Annotated in this window: 23 protein-coding genes; 14 read left to right on the top strand and 9 right to left on the bottom strand. The window is 61.9% G+C overall.

Translation table 11 applies throughout. The features are described 5' to 3' along the window. Positions 1-199: 199 nt before the first annotated feature. Positions 200-670, top strand: a complete 471-nt coding sequence (locus tag VHD36_18570) for a PaaI family thioesterase (GenBank protein HVU89338.1) — start codon at positions 200-202, stop codon at positions 668-670. A 163-nt stretch (positions 671-833) separates the two neighbouring features. Here the strand turns inward: VHD36_18570 and VHD36_18565 are convergent, their stop codons facing one another. The 5 genes from VHD36_18565 to VHD36_18545 all read right to left on the bottom strand — a co-directional run bounded on the left by VHD36_18565 (position 834) and on the right by VHD36_18545 (position 5,001). Beyond that, on the bottom strand, positions 834-2,066 hold the full coding sequence (locus tag VHD36_18565; GenBank protein ID HVU89337.1) for an LL-diaminopimelate aminotransferase: 1,233 nt from the start codon (positions 2,064-2,066) through the stop codon (positions 834-836). A gap of 293 nt (positions 2,067-2,359) precedes the next feature. Next, complete coding sequence (locus VHD36_18560; protein ID HVU89336.1) at positions 2,360-2,704, bottom strand: hypothetical protein; 345 nt, start codon at positions 2,702-2,704, stop codon at positions 2,360-2,362. A gap of 218 nt (positions 2,705-2,922) precedes the next feature. After that, positions 2,923-3,345, bottom strand: a complete 423-nt coding sequence (locus tag VHD36_18555) for a secondary thiamine-phosphate synthase enzyme YjbQ (protein ID HVU89335.1) — start codon at positions 3,343-3,345, stop codon at positions 2,923-2,925. A 115-nt stretch (positions 3,346-3,460) separates the two neighbouring features. Then, on the bottom strand, positions 3,461-3,922 hold the full coding sequence (locus tag VHD36_18550; GenBank protein ID HVU89334.1) for a hypothetical protein: 462 nt from the start codon (positions 3,920-3,922) through the stop codon (positions 3,461-3,463). A gap of 227 nt (positions 3,923-4,149) precedes the next feature. Continuing rightward, positions 4,150-5,001, bottom strand: a complete 852-nt coding sequence (locus VHD36_18545) for a hypothetical protein (GenBank protein ID HVU89333.1) — start codon at positions 4,999-5,001, stop codon at positions 4,150-4,152. 469 nt (positions 5,002-5,470) lie between these two features. Between VHD36_18545 and VHD36_18540 the strand changes: the two genes are divergently transcribed. The 9 genes from VHD36_18540 (at position 5,471) to VHD36_18500 (ending at position 11,354) form a co-directional block, all read left to right on the top strand. Further along, a complete protein-coding gene (locus tag VHD36_18540) occupies positions 5,471-6,379 on the top strand; it encodes a VOC family protein (GenBank protein ID HVU89332.1) in 909 nt (302 codons plus the stop codon). Between the two features lie 114 nt (positions 6,380-6,493). Then, a complete protein-coding gene (locus tag VHD36_18535; GenBank protein ID HVU89331.1) occupies positions 6,494-6,877 on the top strand; it encodes a metalloregulator ArsR/SmtB family transcription factor in 384 nt (127 codons plus the stop codon). A 3-nt stretch (positions 6,878-6,880) separates the two neighbouring features. Further along, a complete protein-coding gene (locus VHD36_18530; GenBank protein HVU89330.1) occupies positions 6,881-7,348 on the top strand; it encodes an SRPBCC domain-containing protein in 468 nt (155 codons plus the stop codon). Between the two features lie 73 nt (positions 7,349-7,421). Further along, a complete protein-coding gene (locus tag VHD36_18525; protein HVU89329.1) occupies positions 7,422-8,312 on the top strand; it encodes a transglutaminase-like domain-containing protein in 891 nt (296 codons plus the stop codon). Between the two features lie 53 nt (positions 8,313-8,365). After that, positions 8,366-8,779: a VOC family protein gene (locus VHD36_18520; protein ID HVU89328.1), complete on the top strand. Its 414-nt coding sequence runs from the start codon at positions 8,366-8,368 to the stop codon at positions 8,777-8,779. A gap of 89 nt (positions 8,780-8,868) precedes the next feature. After that, positions 8,869-9,408: an SRPBCC family protein gene (locus VHD36_18515; protein HVU89327.1), complete on the top strand. Its 540-nt coding sequence runs from the start codon at positions 8,869-8,871 to the stop codon at positions 9,406-9,408. 58 nt (positions 9,409-9,466) lie between these two features. Continuing rightward, on the top strand, positions 9,467-9,868 hold the full coding sequence (locus VHD36_18510; GenBank protein HVU89326.1) for a DoxX family protein: 402 nt from the start codon (positions 9,467-9,469) through the stop codon (positions 9,866-9,868). A gap of 77 nt (positions 9,869-9,945) precedes the next feature. Then, positions 9,946-11,061 (top strand): exo-alpha-sialidase, encoded by a 1,116-nt coding sequence (locus VHD36_18505; protein ID HVU89325.1) that lies wholly within the window; start codon positions 9,946-9,948, stop codon positions 11,059-11,061. Further along, a complete protein-coding gene (locus VHD36_18500) occupies positions 11,058-11,354 on the top strand; it encodes a MoaD/ThiS family protein (protein HVU89324.1) in 297 nt (98 codons plus the stop codon). The genes VHD36_18505 and VHD36_18500 overlap by 4 nt, the downstream gene beginning before the upstream one ends. Positions 11,355-11,360: 6 nt before the next feature. Here VHD36_18500 and VHD36_18495 read toward each other — a convergent pair whose 3' ends face one another. Both VHD36_18495 and VHD36_18490 read right to left on the bottom strand, forming a co-directional pair. Then, on the bottom strand, positions 11,361-12,698 hold the full coding sequence (locus VHD36_18495) for an ATP-binding protein (protein ID HVU89323.1): 1,338 nt from the start codon (positions 12,696-12,698) through the stop codon (positions 11,361-11,363). A 363-nt stretch (positions 12,699-13,061) separates the two neighbouring features. Further along, positions 13,062-13,463 (bottom strand): hypothetical protein, encoded by a 402-nt coding sequence (locus VHD36_18490; protein ID HVU89322.1) that lies wholly within the window; start codon positions 13,461-13,463, stop codon positions 13,062-13,064. Between the two features lie 218 nt (positions 13,464-13,681). Between VHD36_18490 and VHD36_18485 the strand changes: the two genes are divergently transcribed. Together VHD36_18485 and VHD36_18480 are read left to right on the top strand one after the other, a co-directional pair. After that, on the top strand, positions 13,682-14,134 hold the full coding sequence (locus VHD36_18485) for a DUF2809 domain-containing protein (GenBank protein ID HVU89321.1): 453 nt from the start codon (positions 13,682-13,684) through the stop codon (positions 14,132-14,134). Between the two features lie 376 nt (positions 14,135-14,510). After that, the gene (locus VHD36_18480) at positions 14,511-14,720 is read left to right on the top strand and encodes a DUF2934 domain-containing protein (protein HVU89320.1); all 210 of its coding nucleotides are present in this window, start codon (positions 14,511-14,513) and stop codon (positions 14,718-14,720) included. Between the two features lie 53 nt (positions 14,721-14,773). Here VHD36_18480 and VHD36_18475 read toward each other — a convergent pair whose 3' ends face one another. Further along, on the bottom strand, positions 14,774-16,519 hold the full coding sequence (locus VHD36_18475) for an amidohydrolase family protein (GenBank protein HVU89319.1): 1,746 nt from the start codon (positions 16,517-16,519) through the stop codon (positions 14,774-14,776). Between the two features lie 265 nt (positions 16,520-16,784). Here VHD36_18475 and VHD36_18470 point away from each other — a divergent pair, with 265 nt between their 5' ends. After that, positions 16,785-18,374: an FGGY-family carbohydrate kinase gene (locus tag VHD36_18470; protein ID HVU89318.1), complete on the top strand. Its 1,590-nt coding sequence runs from the start codon at positions 16,785-16,787 to the stop codon at positions 18,372-18,374. Positions 18,375-18,467: 93 nt separating this feature from the next. Further along, positions 18,468-19,895, top strand: a complete 1,428-nt coding sequence (locus VHD36_18465; protein HVU89317.1) for an aminotransferase class V-fold PLP-dependent enzyme — start codon at positions 18,468-18,470, stop codon at positions 19,893-19,895. Between the two features lie 127 nt (positions 19,896-20,022). Here the strand turns inward: VHD36_18465 and VHD36_18460 are convergent, their stop codons facing one another. Beyond that, positions 20,023-21,504 (bottom strand): Nramp family divalent metal transporter, encoded by a 1,482-nt coding sequence (locus VHD36_18460; protein HVU89316.1) that lies wholly within the window; start codon positions 21,502-21,504, stop codon positions 20,023-20,025. Positions 21,505-21,608 lie beyond the last annotated feature (104 nt).

Genomic DNA, 21,608 nt, shown 5'->3' with positions numbered 1-21,608 from the left:
GGTCATGCTCCGACAAGCGTTTGAAAGTCGCGACCGTCCGCGACGGGTCTATCGTCCGGCTGTATTATCCGGGACGCGCGGCGTTCGTGAAGCCTTGGGCGCGACCAGGCTTGCGCCGTTGCCGCCACTGGCCGGCGACCGGCAGGACGCCTACCATACTGCGACATCCACACGAATGCCCCCTCTCGCGGAGCGCCGCATGACCGCCCCTGAAATGCCGACCGATCCCGAAGTGCTCAAGGCCCGGGAACGCATTCTCGAGCACGCCCGCGAGTGGCCGTTCTTCAAACTGATCGGCATGGAAGTGGTCGACATGCGGCCCGGCTGGTCGATGCTCAAGGTCGCCTATCGGCCCGACCTAACCCAGCCGGCCATGATCATGCACGGCGGGATCATCGCTACTTTGGTCGACACGGGCATCGCGCACTCGATTCTGCTCTTGAACGTGAAAAAGCACGACGACATCACGTCGATCGTCTCGGTCGATCTGCGGATCAAATTCTTTCGGCCGGTTTCCGAGGGCATGATCTATTGCGAATCGACGGTCACGCGCCCCGGCCGCCAGATCATTCACGCCGAGAGCGTGGTACGGAACGAAGAGGGGAAAGAAGTCGCCCGCGGCGACTCGATCTATATGGTCGTCTCGCGCGAGAAACTGAAGAAGTCGTAGCTTCGCGAGAGGCTCGGACCGAACACCGCGCGCATACTAGCCCGAAGCGCCAGCGAGGGTTCTGTGCGTTCGCAGAGGAAAACCCTCGCTAGCGCTTCGCGCTGGTGTTCGCGATCCCAATTATCATCGCGGGTTGGCCATCCGCTACGCACGCGACCGCAGCTCAAAACACCGGCTGGATATGACGCAGGCGTTTTTCCGTTTCGGCCATCAGTGCGTCTTCGGCCGCTTCGTCCGGGGCTTCGTACGTGACCGAGAACCGCAAGTACGCGCCCGCGTCGTCCCAGGGGACCGTGCAGATCGAATGCTCGGTGATCAGGTATTGGCTCGCGGCTTCGGCCGTCTCGAATTGTGGGCCGTTCTTGATTCCCTTCGGACTGCGCGTGTACAGAAAATACGTCCCGCCCGGCATCTTGCACTCGAATCCGCAGCGCGTGAGCACGTCGACCAGCTTGCGCAAGCGGCGCTCGTATTTGGTGCGGACTTGCTGCGTGATCTTGTCGTCGTCGAGCGCGGCAGCCGCCGCCTTTTGAACGGCGATGAACTGGCCCGAGTCGCTGTTGTCCTTGATGTCGGCAAAGGCTTGCACGATTTTCGGATGGCCGCAGACCCAGCCCATCCGCCAGCCGATCATGTGGTAGCCCTTCGACAGCGAATGCACCTCGACGCCTACGTCCTTGGCGCCGGGCACCGAAAGGAAACTCAGCGGTTCCCCCTCGTACGTCAGGAAGATATGCGCCGCGTCCTGCACGACGACGATGTTGTTCTTCTTGGCGAAATCGATCACGTGCGCGTAAAAGTCGCGCGTCGCCACGCGGCCGGTCGGGCTGTTGGGATAGTTGAGCACCAACAGCTTGGCGCGCCGCTTGATGTCGGCCGGGATCGATTCCAGGTCGGGCAGAAAACCATTCTCGGCCTTTAGCGGCAGGCGATGCACTTCGCCGCCGTAGTATTTCGTGTGCGTGCCCGCCACCGGATAACCGGGCACGGTCATCAGCGTCACATCGCCCGGGTTGATGAACGCCGCCGGCAACATCGCCAGGGCCGTCTTCGAGCCGATGCAGTGGTTCACCTCGGTCGCCGGATCGAGTTCGACGCCGAAGCGCCGCTTCATCAGCCGGGCCGCCGCTTCTTTGAACTCCGCGATGCCGTTGTCGGCATAGCCACGATTGGCCGGCTGATTGATCTCGCGAGCCATCACGGCGCGGATCGACTCGGGCGCCAGCTCGTCGTTTTCGCCGATGCCGAAGTCGACCAGCTTCCGCTCGGGATGCTCGGCCAGGGCCTTGCGCTTGGCGCGCTTGATCTTCTCGAACTTGTAGATCTCGGTGCCCTTGCCGTAATTGGCACCGCCAATCCGTTCGGCGAACAGCGTTTGAAAGTAAGGATCGCTCATCGGTTGTATGAATTCGGTCTGGTGTGCTGTGCGGCGGGACGAATCCCTCTCCGACGGAAGAGAGAGCACGGCCGGAGTGATTGTTCGCCCTCGGAACGCGGAAAAGAACGCGGGTTCGCCAGCATGCGTTACTCGCGATACCGGCGAACCCGTAAATTAGCCGCATCAGCTCAGACGAACAAGCCGGGCCGCCAGGGCGTGCTATGACCTGCAATTTTCTGTAGCCGGGGTCTGCGACCCCGGAGGCGATGACATTGAGCCCCGGCCTTACAGAGGCCGGCTGCAGGACGGCTCTAGCGATGCCACACGCTGTGCGTCGGCACCACGACCTTTACGCCTGGACCGGGCGGGTGGTAATCGCCATGGTGAAATCCGTTCAAACCAAACAGCTTGTCGAACTGATACACGACCCAGCTCGTGCCGTTGTGGTAATACCAGTGCGTGCCATCGGTGTAATACCAGCGCTTGTCCCCTTCGTGCCAATAGCTCCAGTGACCGTCGAAGTTCTGCCAGTGGTCGCCGACTGGCGGCGGGGGCGCGGCGGTCGCGCGCGAATTACCACGGTCGATCGCCAGCAGCGCTCCGCTGACCACCACGACAGCGACCAGACCAAGAATCCATTTCGAGAACTTGTGCATGGTTGTGCTCCTTCGTTGCAATGTCCGAAATCCTTTGCCCCGTGTCGGACCGTTCTAACCAACAGGCATCACGCACGCCGAGCGCAGTTGGCTGACGATTTCGAAACCTTGGCGACGAAGGCGATCGTCGGAGCAGCAAAGACGATTCGCGCGTCGCATATCGCCGAGAAAAAACGACGCTGGCGCGCGCCTGCTAGCAGAAGGATGTATCGCGCGCCCTACTCGCCGATCACTTTGATCAGCACCCGTTTCGGACGGCGGCCGTCGAACTCGCCGTAGAAGATTTGCTCCCACGGGCCGAAATCGAGTTTCCCCTCGGTGATCGCCACCACGACTTCGCGACCCATGACCTGCCGCTTCATGTGCGCGTCGGCATTATCCTCGCCGGTACGGTTGTGGTGATACCGCTCGGGCGAGGCATCGAACGGTGCAAGCCCTTCGAGCCAGCGTTTGTAATCCTCGTGCAGCCCACGCTCGTCATCGTTGATAAACACGCTGGCCGTGATGTGCATGGCATTCACCAGCACCAGCCCCTCCTGCACGCCGCTGCGCCGTAGGGCTTCTTCCACCTCGGGCGTGATGTTCACAAAGTCCATCCGCGCGGGAATGTTGAACGTCAGGACTTCGCGGTGAGATTTCATCGAGATGCTTTCTCGTGCGCCGGTAAGCTGCCGACTTAGATGTGCCCGGGCAGAGACGAACGCATGCCGGGGTGCGCGAAAGTAAGGCTCTCCCCGGAGCGACTCGGGGGCACCCTCAATCCCGATCTACCAGCGCATCATGATCGAGCGACTGCTTCACTTCCCACAGCCGGCGCTCGAAGCGGTCAATCAGATCGATCAGACGGTCGAGGGCTTTGTCCTTGGCTTCGTCGAAGGTGTCCGCGGTTTCGACGCGGCCGGCGGCTTTTGGCTTTTCGGTCGAGATGCGCAGATCTTCGTGCTCGACCACGATGTAATAAGTGCCCGACTTGTCAGAGGTCGTGGGCTTCGCCGGCGCCGCGGGTTTGCGCGCCGCGGGCGTGCGTAGCGCAATAGGACCCTTCTTCGCGGCGGGCGCGGGCTTGGCTTTCTTTGCCGGCTTCGATGCGCGATTCGTTGTACCTGATTTCGGCGCGCTATTGGTCGTGGCGGCTTTAGGCGCGGAATTGGTCGCGGCGGCCGTTGCGCCGACGGTTTTGGCTGGTGCGCGCTTCGGGGCCGGCTTCTTGGCAGCCATGATTCACAGGTCCTTTCTCAAAGGATGGGCTTCTCGGGGCCGTACATGCGCGTGCCGCGCTCGTAGGAGGAGGCTGGTCGCGGCACCAGTTTAACGGCTGAGTTCGGCCGCCTGGCCGCACACGAGTTTACCTTATAAATCGGCGCGCTGAAATCTGCCGAAAAAACCCGTTTGTGCCCGGATTCTTGGGCCCGAAACCATCACGCCAAGGCAGGGCCCACTGCCCGTCACGGCGCGGTCAACTGCTGCCGAAGTTTTGCGTGCGCCGTCGACAGGCTGCCGGGCAACTCGATGGCACGGCCCGACGAATCATCGTCGGCGTGCATGCGCGCCGACTCCCGAATGACGATCGTGTCGAACCCTTTGAAGAATTCGCTTTCCTCGGTCTTGCGCTGCGCATCGGTCAGGACTTCGAGTCGGACTGCAACCGGGACCGTGATACCGATCTCGGCCTGCGCTTCGCGAATCTTGCCCGTGGTGGAATCGACGAGGCGCGCCAGTGAGCCGGCCAACGTAGAGCCGCCGTCGAACTTCCCCTCGCAGGGACCTGCGATGCGAGAGCCTCGGTGCGGCTCGGCGTCTGGCGCGGCGCGCCACGACCAGGAGCCGGTTAGCGCCGGCTTCGACGCATGCGATGAGAAGAGACGCACGCCGCTCCGCGCTTCAAGCGCGGCGGCCGCCGACGGTCGCGGCATCAGCAGGAATTCAAACGGCAGCGACCACACCACCAGGCCACTGCCGCGCGCTAGCGGCTGCGTCACGTCCCCATTCTTGTCGAGCGTGTAGGCGCGGCGGATAGGATCGGCCGGGGGCCGCGGCGGCAACTCCTCGCCCAGGTCACTGAGTAAGCCGCCCGTCATGTATTCTTCGATCTTCTGCTCGTCACCGACATGGCGTACGGCCAGCAGGCCGACAAAATACGCCTCGGCCGCCAGCTTTGTCGCTTCGCCGCGGCAAGCATGCGCCGATACCTGCTTTTCGTAGCGATATAGCGACGGGCTTTTTTCTTCTGCCGCTTTGCATGACGCAGCATACGCCGCCAGGCATGTAAGCAGAACGGGCAGCATTCGGCCGATCATTCTTTATCTCCTCGCCCGCAGAGTCCGCAGAAGGTCGTCGCCGCAGTCGCGGCCCCAGTCTACACGCGCACAACGGCCGATTAAACTGCCCGGTTGATGCCGACACGACTTGAAGAAGTTGGGAAGACCGTGCAGCCGAGACGGTCGCACCACAAGCGGTTTCGCTTCGGCACTTGTGGTGCAGGCGTCCCGCCTGCATTGTTGCGCGGCATGAAAACGGAACGGCGTTGCTGATATCCATTCGGCCGCAGGAGAACTGCAAAGTTGATTTTCTGCGCCGTGTTTTCTGTAGCCGGCCTCTGTGAGGCCGGGATTCCACGATGTCGCTTCCGGAGTCACAGACCCCGGCTACCAACTTTGCAGTTCTCCTGCATTCGGCCGCCAAATGGTTTCACCAGCGTTAGCCGCAGGCTATCATCACGGCGCACCTGCCCCCTGTCTCGCACGCGTTCGCCGGAGAGGACCTACGATGCACCAGCACCGCTCGCTCTGCCTTGTTATCGGATTTATCGCGGTCGTGCTCGCGCCTACCGCGCGCGCCGCGGCTGAGGACGTGCAGCCTGCCCGCTTCCATCACGTCCACCTGAACGTGACCGATCCGAAAAAGTCGATCCAGTTCTACGGTCGCGTCTTCGGCGCGACGCCCACGAAGTACAACGGCGTGGCCGATGCCCTGTTCACCGAGCGGTCGTTCATTTTGCTGAACAAGGTCGACACGCCGCCCGAGAGCAAGCTGAACACGGGCATCTGGCACATCGGCTGGGGAGGCGTCGACGTCAAGAACGAATACGAATGGTGGAAGAGCCACGGCGTGGATATTCACACACCGCTCTCGCCGCTGCCGGGCAAGGACAACTATTACATGTACATCAATGGGCCCGATAAGGAACTGATCGAGATCAACACGATGGGGCATCATCGATTTGCCCACGTACACTTCTTTTGCACCGACGTGAACGAAACGGTGGGCTGGTATGCGAAGCACCTGGGCCTGAAGCCGCGCGCCGCGAACGTGAAGAAGCCGACCGGCGATATGTCGACGCTGGCGGGCATCTGGATCAACGTGATCCAGTGCGACAACGTGACGATGATCTTTTTCGGCAAGCCCGACGTCTCGCCCGCCCCGCCGTGGTGGCCGGACGAGCCGCTCAAGGAGATTCAGCCGACGCGCGGCCGTCCGATCGACCATATCGCCTTTTCGTATCGCGATATCGAGCCGGTCTTCGAGCGAATGAAAGCCGCCGGCGTGGAGATTGTCGCGCCAATCACGGTCGACGAGAAGACGAAGACCAAGAGCTTCATGGTGCTCGCGCCCGAAAAGGTGACGATCGAGGTCGTCGAGGCGAAGCCGATTCCCGAGGGGATCTGGGAAGATTAGGCCCGTGCTCGATCGCGCGCGGTCCTCGTGCGTTCTAAAGCGTGTGTCCCGAGTCGTGAAAAATTCTCACAAATTCCTCGTTGACGTATTCCGATATAGGTATATAATACCGTCATGGCGCGCGCAGCAACCACCACCGACGTCTTCAATGCCATTGCCGAGCCCCGGCGGCGCAAGATTATCGACGTCTTGGCGGGCGGGCGGATTTATGCGGTGGGGGAACTGGTCGACACGCTCGACATGCCCCAGCCGATGGTGTCGAAGCACCTTGGCGTTCTGCGCAAGGTGGGCATTGTCTCGGTGAGTAAGCGCGGGCAGCAGCGGCTCTATCAACTCAATCCGCAGGAGCTCAAGCCCGTGCACGATTGGGTCAAAACCTACGAGCGTTTCTGGACGCATCAACTGAGTCGGATCAAGCAGCACGCCGAGCGGAAGGCTCTCGAGCGCTCGCAAGCCGCCGCAAAGCCCACGAAGCCCAAACGCGATCCGGAGGATTGAGCCATGTTGGACGCAGCTGTCGAAAGCCCCGTGCAAACGCTGGAAATCAAGAACGAAGAGCGGATCGCGGCGCCGGTCGATATTGTCTTCGAAACGCTGCTCGAGCATCTAGGCCCAAGCATGGAAACCGGACCGGGACGATCCGTCGCCATGACGCTCGAAGCGTGGCCCGGTGGACGCTGGTTTCGCGACCTGGGGCACAACACAGGACACCTGTGGGGGCAGGTGCAGGTGATCAAGCCGCCGGCGCTATTGGAAATCTGCGGCCCGTTCTGCATGTCGTACCCGGCGATGAACCACCTGCAATATCGTTTGACCGCGGACGGAAAGGGTACGCGCCTGGCCATGTGGCACCGGGCGATCGGCGCGATTCTGCCCGAGCATCGCGACGGTATGCCCGGGGGCTGGGCTCACGATTTGGCGCTCATTCGCGCGGCCGCCGAGCGGCGGGCGCAAGATTCGCCGAAATAGTCCGAATGACAATCTACGCCAGGTTACAGTGGCCGAGCGCCCATCCATCTCCGCGCGCGCACCGAGTACCGACATGCGGCCGGCCGCCCCAACCATTCCTGATTGCTATATGCACGCCAGCCGGATGTCGGCGGCGGGCAAGCACACGGCGCTTTTCCAGGCGCTGCCCAACGACGTCGCCGGCCTGGTGCGCATCGTGCAGGGGCTGCTGATTCACGAGTTTTTCACGTCGGCATACGGCCTGACCATTGCTAACGAGCGCCGTTTCGAGTCCCACCTTCGTCCGGTCGAGGCGATTTTGGATCGAATGATCGTGCTCGATCCGTCGCCGCTTTCCGTCGCCCGGTCGCCGGAAAAGCGCGTGATCGGCGTGTGCCGCCACTTTGCACTTGCGTTGGTGTCGATGATGCGCGCCGCGGGTATTCCGGCGCGGGCGCGCTGCGGCTTCGGCAATTACTTCAACCCCGGCTATTACGAAGATCACTGGGTCTGCGAATATTGGAACGCCGAGGCAGCGCGGTGGAAACTTGTCGATCCGCAGTTCGATGATAAGTGGTGCGCGGCGCTAAAGATCACGCACGATGTGCTCGACGTGCCGCGGGACCGATTCCTGGTCGCGGCCGACGCCTGGCGTTTGTGCCGCTCGGGCCAGGCCGATGCGGCGAAGTTCGGCATCTTCCGCGGTGATCTGCGTGGCTTGTGGTTCGTCGCCGGTAATCTTGTGCGCGATAGTGCGGCGCTCACTGGCACCGAAATGCTCGCCTGGGACGTGTGGGGCGGGATGCCGCAACCGGGCGAGTCGCTGGACGACGCGGCAATAGCATTTTTTGATCGCCTGGCCGAGCTCACGCGCGATCCGGACGCCGCGCACGACGAACTTTGCTTGCTGTACGAATCCGACCAGCGACTGCGCGTGCCGTCCGTCGTATTCAACGCGGTACTCGAGCGGCCGGAAGAGGTATAACCCAGGAACTTCGCTTTTGCTTTAAAGTCTCCCTTTGCCAAAGGATAATCACGATGCACGTACAACCCTACCTGTACCTGGATGGCCGCACCGAAGAAGCGATTGAGTTTTACAAGTCGGCGCTCGGGGCGACGGTCGAGCGATTATTGCGATTCAAGGATAGCCCCGAACCGCCGCAGCCTGGCATGGTGCCGCCGGGCTGTGATGACAAGGTGATGCACGCGCAGTTCAAGGTGGGGGACACGATTATCATGGCCTCCGACGGGCGCTGTGGCGGCAATCCGGTGATTCAGGGAGTGTCGCTCACGATCACGACCGATACGGTCGATCAAGCCGAGAAGATTTTTGGCGCGCTGGCGGCCGGCGGTCAGGTGCAGATGCCGATGACCAAAACCTTTTTCTCGCCGCGCTTCGGCATGGTGGCCGACCGGTTTGGTGTTGGCTGGATGATCATCGTCGCGCAGTAGCTCCCCTGTTTCCACGAATGGCGCCCTGTCGCCGGAAGATACGATCGTTCCCAGGGCAGAAGAACGCATTCTCTCGGAGGTATCGTGACATGCTCGTGAAAATATCGATCGGCGTTGTATTGGTGCTGGCGCTGTTTGTCATTGTCGTGGCGTTGCAGCCAGGGGCGTTTCGGGTGACCCGCTCGACGAAAATCGCCGCGGCGCCGGCCGCAGCGTTTGCGCACGTCAACGACCTGCACAAATGGGAGGCTTGGAACCCGTGGGGGAAAATCGATCCCGCCATGAAGCTGACCTACGAAGGTCCGGAAACGGGTGTCGGCTCCGCCTATCACTGGGACGGCAATAGCGCGGTCGGTGCGGGAAGTGCTACGATCACCGAGAGCCACCCCGATGATCGGGTGCAACTGCGACTCGACTTTCTGCGCCCCTTCAAGAACACCTGCGAGGCACAGTTCACGTTCGAGCCCGCCGGCGACCAGACGACGGTGACTTGGGCCATGGAGGGAAAGAAGAACTTCTTCTCGAAGGCCATTGGCCTGTTCATGAGCATGGACTCGATGATCGGCGGTCAGTTCGAGAAGGGGCTTGCGGATTTGAAATCGGTCGTCGAAGCCAGCCCGTCAGCTTAAGCATCGAGCCTGGCATTCAACACCCATCCCGCGCGAATTCAACAGTTGGAGGAATATCATGTCATCGACGACAGCCGCGGCGCCTGCTTCGCGAAAGTTGTATTGGGCCGGCTGGGTTCTTACGATCCTGCCCGCGCTATTGTTGGTGGCGACCTCGATTTCGGCGATTTCGGGGTCAGAGGGCGCGGCCGAGGGTTTTGAAAAATACGGCTATCCGGCGGGGTCTCTGAGGCTCATCGGCGTTGTCGAGCTGGTGAGCGCGGTCCTGTTCTTGATTCCGCCCACGGCTTACTTGGGCGCGATTCTGCTGACCGGCTATCTAGGCGGCGCGGTGGCCACCCACGTGCATGCTAGTGAAGGACTTCTTGCCATTGCCCCGATCGTTTTCGGAGCGATCGTATGGCTGGCTCTGCTGCTGCGCGATCCGCGGTTGCGTCCGTTGTTGCCCCTGACACGCTAGTCTTAGTCGCCCGAGCAAATTAACGTCGCACGAATTCACAGACTTCAATCGCCCGAGTGGCGCATAAGGATCCATCGATGAGCAGCGTTCGCGTTCTCGTAGGAACCCGCAAGGGAGCATTTATTCTCACGGCCGAAGGCAAGCGCGAGAAATGGGATGTCAGCGGCCCGCATTTCGCCGGCTGGGAGATGTATCACGTGAAGGGGTCGCCCGTCGATCCGAATCGGCTGTACGCGTCGCAATCGAGTAGTTGGTTCGGCCAAACGATGCAGCGATCGGACGACGGCGGCCGGACCTGGACTCCGGTCGGCAACAAATTCGTCTACGATGGCGAAGCCGGCACGCATATGTGGTACGACGGCACGCAACATCCTTGGGAGTTCGCACGCGTTTGGCATCTCGAGCCTTCGCTTACGGACCCCGATACCGTGTACGCCGGCGTTGAGGACGCGGCGCTCTTCCGTTCGACCGATGGCGGCCAGTCGTGGCACGAACTATCGGGCTTGCGCCGTCACGAATCGGGGCCTTCCTGGCAGCCCGGCGCCGGAGGCATGTGTCTGCACACGATCATCCTCGATCCGACCGACCCACAACGGATCTACGTGGCGATCTCGGCGGCCGGCGCGTTCCGCTCCGACGACGGCGGACAAAGCTGGAAGCCCATCAATCGCGGACTCCACTCGCAATACATTCCCAATCCCACGGCCGAGGTCGGGCATTGCGTACACAGGATGGCCATGCATCCGTCGCGCCCGGGCGTGCTGTTCATGCAGAAGCATTGGGACGTGATGCGCAGCGACGACGGCGGCGACAACTGGCGCGAGGTCAGCGGCAATCTGCCGACCGACTTCGGCTTTCCCATCGACGTGCATGCCCACGAGCCGGAAACGATTTACGTCGTACCGATCAAGAGTGACGCGGAGCACTTTCCGCTTGACGGCAAGTTGCAAGTCTATCGCAGCCGAACCGGCGGCCATGATTGGGAAGCTCTGACCAACGGGCTGCCGCAGAGCAATTGCTACGTCAACGTGCTGCGTAACGCCATGGCCGTCGATAAGCTCGATCCGTGCGGCGTGTATTTCGGTACGACGGGTGGACAGGTCTATGCGTCCGCCAATTCAGGCGACCGGTGGTCGCCCATCGTTCGTGATTTACCGGCAGTCTTATCCGTCGAAGTGCAGACACTCGCATGATCCGCGTTTTGCTTCCCACTCCGCTGCGCGTGCTGGCGCAGACCGGCGCTGAGGTGCAATTGGACGTCACGGGGACGGTGACGCAGCGCTCCGTGCTCGACGCGCTCGAGGAGCGCTATCCGAGCCTGCGCGGCACGATTCGCGATCAGGTGTCCGGCCGGCGCCGGGCCTTCGTGCGTTTCTTCGCCTGCGAAGAAGACCTGTCGCACGAATCGCCCGATGCGCCTCTGCCCGATGCCGTCGTCGCGGGCAGCGAGCCGTACGCGATCATCGGCGCCTTGGCGGGCGGGTAACAGCGGTTAGCTAACTACGTCCAGCGCACTCTGCACGATCGGCAGCTCCACGATCATGGATGTGCCGCCCTCGGAGGGGCTTTCGATGCGAATCGTGCCGCCATGGTCGGTAACAATCCCGTAAACCAGGCTCAGACCCAATCCCGTGCCTCCGCCGCCTTGCCGCGTGGTGAAAAAGGGATCGAACACCCGGGCCCTGTATTCGGTTTCGATGCCGCGGCCGTTGTCCGATACGGTGATGCGCACACGGGAACCTGTGGAGGTCGTGCTGATCGTGACCTGCGTCGGGCGCTCGCTGGCGGCTTCGATCCCGTTGCGAATGAGATTGACCAGGGCCTGCTCCAATTCCACCCGGTTCAGTAGCACCTGCGGCAAATCCGTGGCCAGCTCGAGCCGAATCAGGCCCCCTTCCTGCTCCGCATACGAGCGCACCAGCTCGACGGCGCTGCGCACCACGGCGTTAATGTCGTCGGCACGGTGTTCGGCCGAATCGTGCTGAGCAAAACGCAGCACGTTCTTCACGATTTGTCCGCACCGCTTCGCATTGTTGATAATGTCATGCGCCAGATGCGCGACGGACTCCTCTTCCGCTGGCGACGTGGCGAGCAACTGCTCGGCCGAGAGCAGCATCATGCCGACCGGGTTGTTGATTTCATGGGCGATTCCGGCGGCCAGCGTGCCAACCGAGGCCAGTCGCTCGGAGTGACGCAGTTGTTCGCGCGAGTCGGCCAACTGCCGGGTCCGTTCGGTGACCAATCGTTCGAGCTCTTCGCGCTGCTGCGACTCGCTTTCGAACAATCGTCGCAATAACTTCGTGCGCGCGGCTTGTACCGCCACGGCGATGCCCGTGGTCCACAATAAAAAGAATCCGAAGTGGATCCATAGTCCGTTGGGGTACAACAGCATGCAGCCAAGCCAGCCTGTCCACGTGACGACATACAAGAGGGCCGAAGCAACGATGGAGAGAGACACGATGCCCGTGGCTCCCACGATCAGCGCCAGATTTGTGGTATCCCAAGGACTATGGGAGTGATAAAGCTGGATCAGGCTATCGACAATGGCCACCAGCCCCACCACCACCAGGGTCGAATGCACCCAGCGGCCTTGCAGATCGAACCGCATGATCAGGCACAGCAAAACGAACGTGAGGGCCGCGGAGGCGAACTCCGCAAAAACGATCGTATCGTTCAGCGTGTGGAAAAACCTGGCGCGAAAGATTCCCGAGACGAGGTAGATAGGGACGAGCACCGCCGTCAGCGGAATCAAGTTCTCGCGCGCCGCCGCGTTCATCGCCACGCGGACCCGCAACCGCGGGAAAGTCGTGCGGGGAGAAGGAATTTGCATCGCCGTAGTCTTCCGAAATGCTGACGCCGCGCCCCCTGGCGGGTTGCCGCTGGCGTGGATTCGGCGAGACATGCCGTCGGCAAGCCGCACGCCGGTAAAGAGGAGAGCGACTGCGGCCTTGAGAGTGATCGAGCGCGGCGCCTTTTACAAGACCGTTTTCGCCACTGCCGGTCTGTTAGGACAATCTCCAGCCCTTGCAACGAGCGTGGTTACCCGGACGGGCCGCAAGAATTGTTGCTGCCCAACATAGCGAGCGGTCCGGTTCGGACCTGGCCAGGAGCAGCTTGGCCAGCAAGCCATTATGGGGGCCGCGCGATCGGCGATCAATTTCCCGACACGCCGCATCCGGCAGCCATGCCACGTTCATCTTGGCTGGCGATTGAGGGTCGGGTAATAGTGCGAATAATTGACCCTCGTAGCGACATGTCCCGTGGCGCGCAGTTTCGAATTCCCTTCGCTGGTGGAGGATGATTTCGTGCTTCGCGTTGGTTGCTGTTGCTGTTGTTGCAATTCGCGAATCGCGCTTGCCGACTGTTTGTTGATGCGCCGCTGCTCGAGCTGCGGCTTCACGAACAGCTGATAATTCATGAACAAGCTGGCCTCGGTGCCGTTGTTATTATTGTTCATCAGATTCATATAGGGACTGACCGACGAAGGCGGCGTGTAGTCGTCGAAGGGGCGCGGATTTTGCGCCGCGACCTTTGGCACGGATACCGCGGAAAGGATTGCCAGAAACCAGGCGGCGAACCCCATGCACTTTTTCATGATCGTGATCCCTCGCAGTCGTAGGACGGTGCGCGCGGGCGACTGCCAGCATCGCTACCGCGATCATCTTTCAGGAACTGCCCTTATGTTTCGGCATGCGGCGCCGGAAAAGTCACCGAAATCGGCAAAGTCATTCAGGGATCGCCAAATTAAGAGGAAATCCCGCTAGCTGGCATTCGACAGCAGGGGACACATTTCGCAGCGCAAAGTTGGGCATCATGCTCGCCCTGGACCCAATGAACGCCTTAACAACTCCGCGACAACGAAGTCGGCCGGCGTATGGCTTAGCGGCTACGCTGGTGATCGCGGCGGGCCTGTTTTGGCGGTCAGGTTTGCTGCCGCTTCCAAGCTTCCTTGCGAAGTACGGCGGAGACTCCCTTTGGGCGCTCGTTGTGTTTTTCGGCCTGGGCTGTGTTTTTCGTCGAAGCTCTACCGCACGTATTGCCCTGGGCACGATCTGTATCGCGTGGTCCGTCGAGTTTTTTCAACTCTATCACGCGCCCTGGATCGATGTGATCCGGTCAACGCGCCTCGGCCGACTTGTCCTCGGCGCTTCGTTCAATAGCCCGGATCTGATTGCCTATGTGATTGGTGCCGCGATCGGCGCAGTAGCGGAATGCCTCTACAACAAGAAGGACCAGGGAGCGAGCGGTAGGCATCCCGTGGACTGAAACGGAACTGTCCCTCGGTCGAGCAGTTGCACGTGGCGAAAGTCCGCACAGGAAAAGCCCCGTTTGGGACCTGCAAGCCATGAGCCTCTCGGGCGAGCGCGCCTCCGGAAATTCGCGGATGCGATGTGCAAAATCGCCGCATGACTCGCCGAATGTGCCGGCCACGTCACGAGTTGCAGAATCGTCGCGGTCCTTCCCCGCCGACGTATTCGGCAAGGTAGCTTTGATCAAGTGCGGAGTGCCGCCGGCCATCGAGCGGCGGTTCGGCAGGAACGGATCGCACTGGGCGTCATCCCCTTCGGACGCGACGGACGATCCCTTGAACATCGGGGACGAGCCGCGAAGATTATCGAGGTCATCGGGCAGCGAGGAACGTATGCACACAAGTCTAGAGATGCTGGATTGCACCGCTGACGAATTAAACGTCATCAGGGACGCGATTCGTAAATTGGCCTATTCTCGCTGGCTCGACGCCGGTTGCCCCGAGCATGCCGACGTAAATCTCTGGCTCGAGGCCGAGCGCGAATGGATCGGACGATACTACGTGCCGCATCGCCTGGACAGCGATCCGCCGCGACACGCCTGATAAGGGCAGTTCCAGGCGCGCGCCATGGTTGAGGCGCCGTAAGCTCTGGTGCTTTATCGCTGCGAACGCAGCAGCCGGCCAAAGCGTTCGCGGCCGAACTCCGGCACGAACGTCGCATCCTCGAAGGCGACCTTCCCGTTGACCAGCACTTGCCGTACCACTCCGTCCGAGCGCTTCACCATCCGCATGGCGCCGTGCAAGCGATCGTCGTAGTGCTCGATGGGCGGGCCCAGCCCCGTGCGCAGCTTTTGTGGATCGACAACGATGACGTCCGCCTGGGCGCCGGGCTTCAACACACCGACGTCAAGGCCCAGCCACTCGGCCGATTGCCCGGTGAGCTTGTGAATGGCCTTCTCGATCGGCATCAGTTGCGGATTCAACAGCACCTGCTGCAACATCTGCAACCCGCCGTCCTGGAAGGCCATGTTGCGCGCGTGTGCGCCCGAGTCGTTGAACCCGGGCAGCGTCGTATCGTGGGCGAAGATGAACTGCCGCGCTTCCTCCCGGTCGTTCGTCACGACGGTCTTCCAGCGAATTGCCGAATCGTGCTCGGCCAGCAGGTTCATGAAGTACTCGAGTGGCTCTGTGCCCTCGGCGCGGGCCAGCTCGTCGAACGATTTCCCTTCTTGTCCCGGAATCGGCGACGAGACGATCCACATGTCGGCCAGATCGCGGTGGAACACGCGGGCGCTTGCGCTTTCCCAATCGCGGCGGAAGTCGCGGCGAAAGCCCGGGTCGGAAAACATCTGCTTCCGCTCGCACGAGGTTGCGCTGATGGCATTGACGCCGGTTGGGAATTCTTCGAACAGCGGCGTATGCACGCCGTCGCAATAGTTCAAAAACGGCTCCGCTAGCGCTTGCCAGCGGATGTTCGCACGGAAGAACTTGTTCAGTACCGTGCCGCCGATCGTGGCGATCTTATAGATGGCGCGATTGGTCTTGACGTCCATTGCGGCCACGATCGTCGTCCGCAGCGGCTTGCGGCCGATGCCCGTGCTCAACATGCCCAGCGTGGCGACGGTGCTCTTGGTCAGCGCGTTCGGCGTGGCTTGCAGCACGCGGTCGCTCGCGCGCACGGGCTCGGCCAGGCGGCGGTATTCGTTCGGATGCGCGTGTTGCGAGGGAACCGAGATGCCGCGGAACGGCTCGCCATCCAACCGGTGCCAAGGGAGCATGTCGATCGACAGGCCCAGGTAGCCCTCGTCGATCGCTTCCTCGACGATCTTTTGCATCTGGCGAACTTCTTGCGGCTCGGCCTTGCTTACTTGCAGGCTGCGCTCCATCCCCATCACGTGGGCGCGAACGTTCGAATGCCCCAGCAGCGAAGCCACGTTCGGTCCGACGGGCAACTGGTCGAGGTGCTGGTAGTATTCGCGCACGCCGTTCCACGGGATCGAATCGCCCAGCCATCGCGACAGCACGTCGCGCGGCAAGCTTTCGACGCGGCAGAACAGGTCGAGAATATCCTTGGTTTTTCCGAGCGCTGCCGAAAGCGAGCAATTGCCCATCACGATCGTGGTCACGCCGTGGCGGACCGATTCCTCGAGGCCAGGCATGGCCTCGACCTCGGCATCGTAGTGGGTGTGAATGTCCAGCATGCCAGGCATCACCCACTGGCCGCGGGCATCGATTTCGCGGCGGCCCGTCAGGGGTAATTGCGGCCCGACCGCTTTTACCTTGCCATCGGCAATCGCCACGTCGGCCGTGGCCGCCGGCGAGTTCGCGCCGTCGAAGAATTGGCCATTGCGGATCACGACGTCGCATGCCGCGCCCGACTTGTTCTCAGCTGCTTGTGTCACGCAGGTCCTCCCACCGCCGTCAAACGCCGCCCGTATCTTAGCCGCCCCGGAAAAGTGTGTAGAGGCATATTTTCGCCTGTCGGCGGCGAGTTGGCTACGGGTGGATTGGCCCAACGCGGCACGCCCCAAAAACTACCCCGAATGGCGATTCGCCTTGGGCAATTGACTCTCCATTTTGCCAAATCTACGATGCGAAGATTCTCATCCGCTTGGCCAGTGCCTGGGGCTGTTCCTGCCCGAACGTGGCCGTGGCGAGGAGCCCTTCGTGCCCCGTAGCGACCGGCGTCAATTCGTACTGGCCATCGACCTTGGTTCGAGCGGCCCGAAAGTTGCGCTCGTGGCCGACGACGGCCAGATGGTGGCGCACGCCCGCGAGCACATCGAGACCTATTTCCTTCCCGCCGGTGGCGTGGAACAGGATCCTGAGGATTGGTGGCGCGCCTGCACGCACGGCGTGCGCCAGGTGCTCGACGTAGCCCGGCCGCCGATCGAGGACGTTATCGGCGTCACCTGCACCGGCCAATGGTCCGTAACCGTGCCGGTCGACCGGGCGGGCAAGCCACTGATGCGGGCCGTGCATTGGATGGACTCGCGCGGCGCCCCCTACACGCGCGAAATTACCGGCGGGCTGATCAAGGTCGCCGGCTATGGCGCCCGCAAGCTCGTCCGCTGGCTGCGCCTGACCGGCGGTGTGCCAGTCCATTCCGGCAACGATGCGCTGGCGCACGTGCTGTTCATCAAGCATGGCTGCCCGGACGTTTATCAGCAGACGCACGCGCTGTTGGAGCCAACCGATTATCTCGGCATGCGTTTGACGGGACGCATGGCGGCGACGCAAGCCACGATCTTTCCGTACCTGCTGACGGACAATCGCGACCTGAACAAGGTGGACTACGACCCGGGTTTGCTGGCGTGGTCCGGCGTCGACCGGGCAAAAATGCCGGACCTGGTACCGGTCACTTCGGTGCTGGGAAAGATCCTGCCCGCGGCCGCCGCGGAGTGGGGATTGGGCTCTCACGTGCAAGTTGTCGTCGGCTGTGGCGATACCTCGGCAGCGGCCGTGGGTTCGGGCGCGGTACATGATTTCGACGGCCACCTGTGCATTGGCACGTCATCGTGGCTTACCTGCCACATCCCGTTCAAGAAGACCAGCATCGGCTCGTACATGGGGACCATGCCGGCAGCGATTCCCGGACGGAACCTGATCGTGGCCGAACAAGGCCCGGCCGGCAAATGCCTGGAATTGTTTGTCGATCGCTGGTTCTTCGCCAACGACCCGAACCTGCAACCGGTCGCGGGCTTTGATCGTTACCAGCACGCCCTCAGCCTGGCGGCCAACGTGCCGGCCGGCAGCGACGGATTGATCTTTCTCCCCTGGGTGAATGGAGCCGGGCCGCCGACGGGCGACGCCTTCATGCGGGGCGGGTTTTTGAATCAAACTTTGCGAACCGGTCGGGCCGAGGCCCTGCGTGCGGTGCTCGAGGGCGTGGCTTACAATCTCAACTGGCTGCTGACGGCGCAAGAGCGCTTTCTCGGCCGGCGCTACGCCGAATTGCGGTTCAGCGGCGGCGGCGCTCAGTCGGAACTGTGGTGCCAGATCCTGGCCGACGTTTTCGATCGCCCGATCCGCCAGATCGCCGAGCCGAACCATGCCATCGTGCGTGGCGCGGCGTACCTGGCCCTGATGGGGCTCGGCCGCCTGAATGTCGACGACATCCCAAAAATCGTGAAAACCAGTCGCGTCTTTACGCCGCGACTGGAGAACCGCGCCGTGTATGATCATTGGTTCGGCGAATTCGTGCGTGCCTATCGAGCCAATCGCGCGCTCTTCAAGCGCTGGAACGGATCGAAATAGCTTCTGAGTAATAACGAACAAGCAAAACAATCATCATCAAGACCGCGCCATTGCTGTCGCCGGTCGACCTTGCACAAAACGGAGAACAAACCCGTGTCAAACCTTGCCGAAGAACTGGGCCTGTTGCAGCCGCTCGATGAAATGATGCATCCGTATCGCGAGCAATTGCCGGCCGTGAATCGGCTGCCCGAGGCGGGACTGCCGCGCGAGCAAGTGCTGGCGATCATGGAAAAGCTGCAAGCCACCGAAACCGGTCGCTGGCGCGAGGGATACGCGTCGGGCTCGGTCTATCACGGCGATGAAGCGCACATCGAATTCATGAATCGCGTCTACGCCACGCAGTCGCAGGCCAATCAACTGCACTCGGACCTATGGCCCAGCGCGGCCAAGTTCGAAGCGGAAATCGTGTCGATGACCGCGCACATGCTGTCGGCCGAAGCATGTGGTGAACCGTTCGACTCGGAAAACGGCGTCTGCGGGTCGGTCAGCTCGGGCGGATCGGAAAGCATCTTGCTGGCGATGAAGACCTATCGTGATTACGCCCGCGAGAAGCGCGGTATTGCCGAGCCAGAGATCGTCGTGCCGCGTTCGGCCCATGCGGCGTTCCACAAGTCGGCGCAGTATTTCAACATCAAGCTCGTGCCGGTGCCGCTCGACGACCAATTCCGCGCCGACGTCAACGCCGTGGCGGCCGCGATCACGGACAACACAATCGCGCTCGTGGCGTCAGCGCCGAATTTCCCATATGGCACGATCGATGCCGTGGACAAGATTTCGGACCTGGCGCTAAAACACGGCGTCGGCTGCCACGTCGATGCCTGCCTCGGCGGCTACTTCCTGCCGTGGGCCGAAAAGCTCGGCTATCCCGTGCCGGCGTTCGATTTCCGCTTGCCCGGCGTGACCAGCATGTCGTGCGATACGCACAAGTACGGCTACGCGGCCAAAGGAACGTCCGTCGTCCTGTATCGCGGTCGCGAGTTGCGGCACCACCAGTTCTTCACCATCGCCGATTGGCCGGGCGGCTTGTACTACTCGCCAACCTTTTCCGGCAGCCGGCCCGGCGGTCTAAGCGCCGCTTGCTGGGCATCGCTGGTGACGATGGGCGAAGCCAACTATCTGAACAGCGCCAAGGCCATCCTCGATGCCGTGGCCGTGATGAAGAAGGGGATTGAAGAAATTCCCGAGCTGAAGCTGCTGGGCGAAACGTTCGCTGTCTTTTCGTTCGCGTCGGATGAATTGAACATCTACGAAGTGCTCGACCAGATGTCGCACCGCAAGTGGGCATTGACCGGCCTGCAACACCCGGCGGCCATTCACGTCAGCACTACGCTACGTCAGGCGCAGCCAGGAGTGGCCGAGCGTTTCGTTAAGGATCTGAAGGAATCGGTCGAGCACGTCCGGGCGAATCCAGGCGCCGAAGGAGGCATGGCCCCGATCTATGGCCTGGCCGCGGCAATTCCCGACAAGACGATCGTTCACGACATGCTGCGGCAAGTGATCGACATCTATTACAAGACGTAGTAACGCGACTTTGATCGAATCCATCACTAGCCCGAAACGCCAGCGAGGGTGGTTCGCCGTTTATCGTTGCCCCCTCGCCGGCACTTTGGGCTAATAGTTATCGCTGCGCGGCAGCGGCTGCAGCGCCTCACGTGCCCGGCGAGAACCAACCCGACACTGCGGGCCAGAAATCATAGATCGCCCAATACGGCACGGCGTACATCGCGACGGCGGTGATCGTCACCAGGGCCAGCCACAAACAGGCGTCCCACAGCTTCGAGGGCGCCAGTCGCGGGTCCGTGCGGCGATAGCGCATGAAGATCGTTGCGGCGGAAATGATGGGTAATGTCGCCGCCTGCACGAATCCGCCCAAGATCACCATCCCCTTCGGATCGCGCCACCACAGATAGAAGATCATACCGAGCGCGGGATACGCGATGCAGCAGCGGCGAATCCAGCGGTCGCGATCGGCGTCGGTGGTGTAACTCACGAAATTGGCGAGGCCGAGAAAGTCGGCGGTCAACCGGCTGTTCGAGGCCGAGGCCACATACAGTGTCTTGAACAGCACGGCCCATACGCCGATCAGGAACACGATCTTCGTCCAGGCGCCGAAAGTCGGCACGTACATGTTCGACAGCGTCTCGATCATCTGCGACTTTTCCGGCACGAGACCCTGCCGGTGAAGGACTGTCGCCCCCAACACGTAGAAAGACACGGTCGCGACGGTGAACACCACCATGCTGAACCAGGCGTCGAGGTACATGACGCGCATCCAGCCGTGGGCACGGCGCGCCCAGTCGGGCGACGGCGAGCAATTCCCCGTGAAACGGGCGTACCCTTTTTCCAGGCACCAGTACGGATACGCGTACAATTCCGAGGCCCCAACTCCTGTGATGCCAAACGTGCTGAAGGCCGCGGCGATCGCCGCCGCCGGTAGCGCCAGCACGTCCAGCGAGAAGCCTTCGCGGATGTCACTCCAACCCACGGGATAGCCCATGCCGGGCAGCATGGCGACGCACGCCACGGTGATCAGCGTCACGCCGGCTACGAGTGCCGTCGTCACGCGTTCGATCCGTTTGTAGCCGCCGCTCAAGAGCAGCACGATCGCCGCGAGCGCCGTCAGCACGGCCCAGGGGTGCTCCGGCTTGCTGCGAATGATGTCGGCCAGGCCCGGGGCCAACGATTCGCAGCCATCGGCCAGTTGCAGCGAGACGTTTGGAAAGGCGAGATTCATCGCCTGGCCGACGCCCCCGACCATGGCCCCCAACTGGAACACCGTGATCAAGAGCATGATGAACCACCACCACACCAGCCAATGGGCGCCGAAGCGGGGACCTGGCAACGCATTCAAGGCCGTCAGCGTGGGCAAACCCGACGATAGCGAGTATCGCCCCAGCTCGATCTGGACGAAGACCTTGATCACGCAGCTGAACAGGATCAGCCACAGAAACACGAAGCCGTACTTGGCACCCAGCGCGGTGGTCAAGAGCAGCTCGCCCGAGCCAATGATGCTGCCGGCCAGGATGATGCCGGGACCAATCTTGCGAAAGGCGCTCCACAGATTGTGCGGCGGATCGGCGATGTTGGCATCGTCTAGCGCGTCGGGATCGTGCAGCTTGGCTTCTTCCATCGGGGCTCGCCTGGCGACGCGGTGCGTGAAGAGGATTGGGCACTATCGTAGCCGTGCGGAGAATGCGTCGCTACGGCCAGCGAACCACCCGTTCGAATGATATC

Source organism: Pirellulales bacterium (genome assembly GCA_035546535.1).
Classification (GTDB): Bacteria; Planctomycetota; Planctomycetia; order Pirellulales; family JACPPG01; genus JACPPG01.
This window is presented reverse-complemented; position numbering and strand designations above follow the sequence as displayed.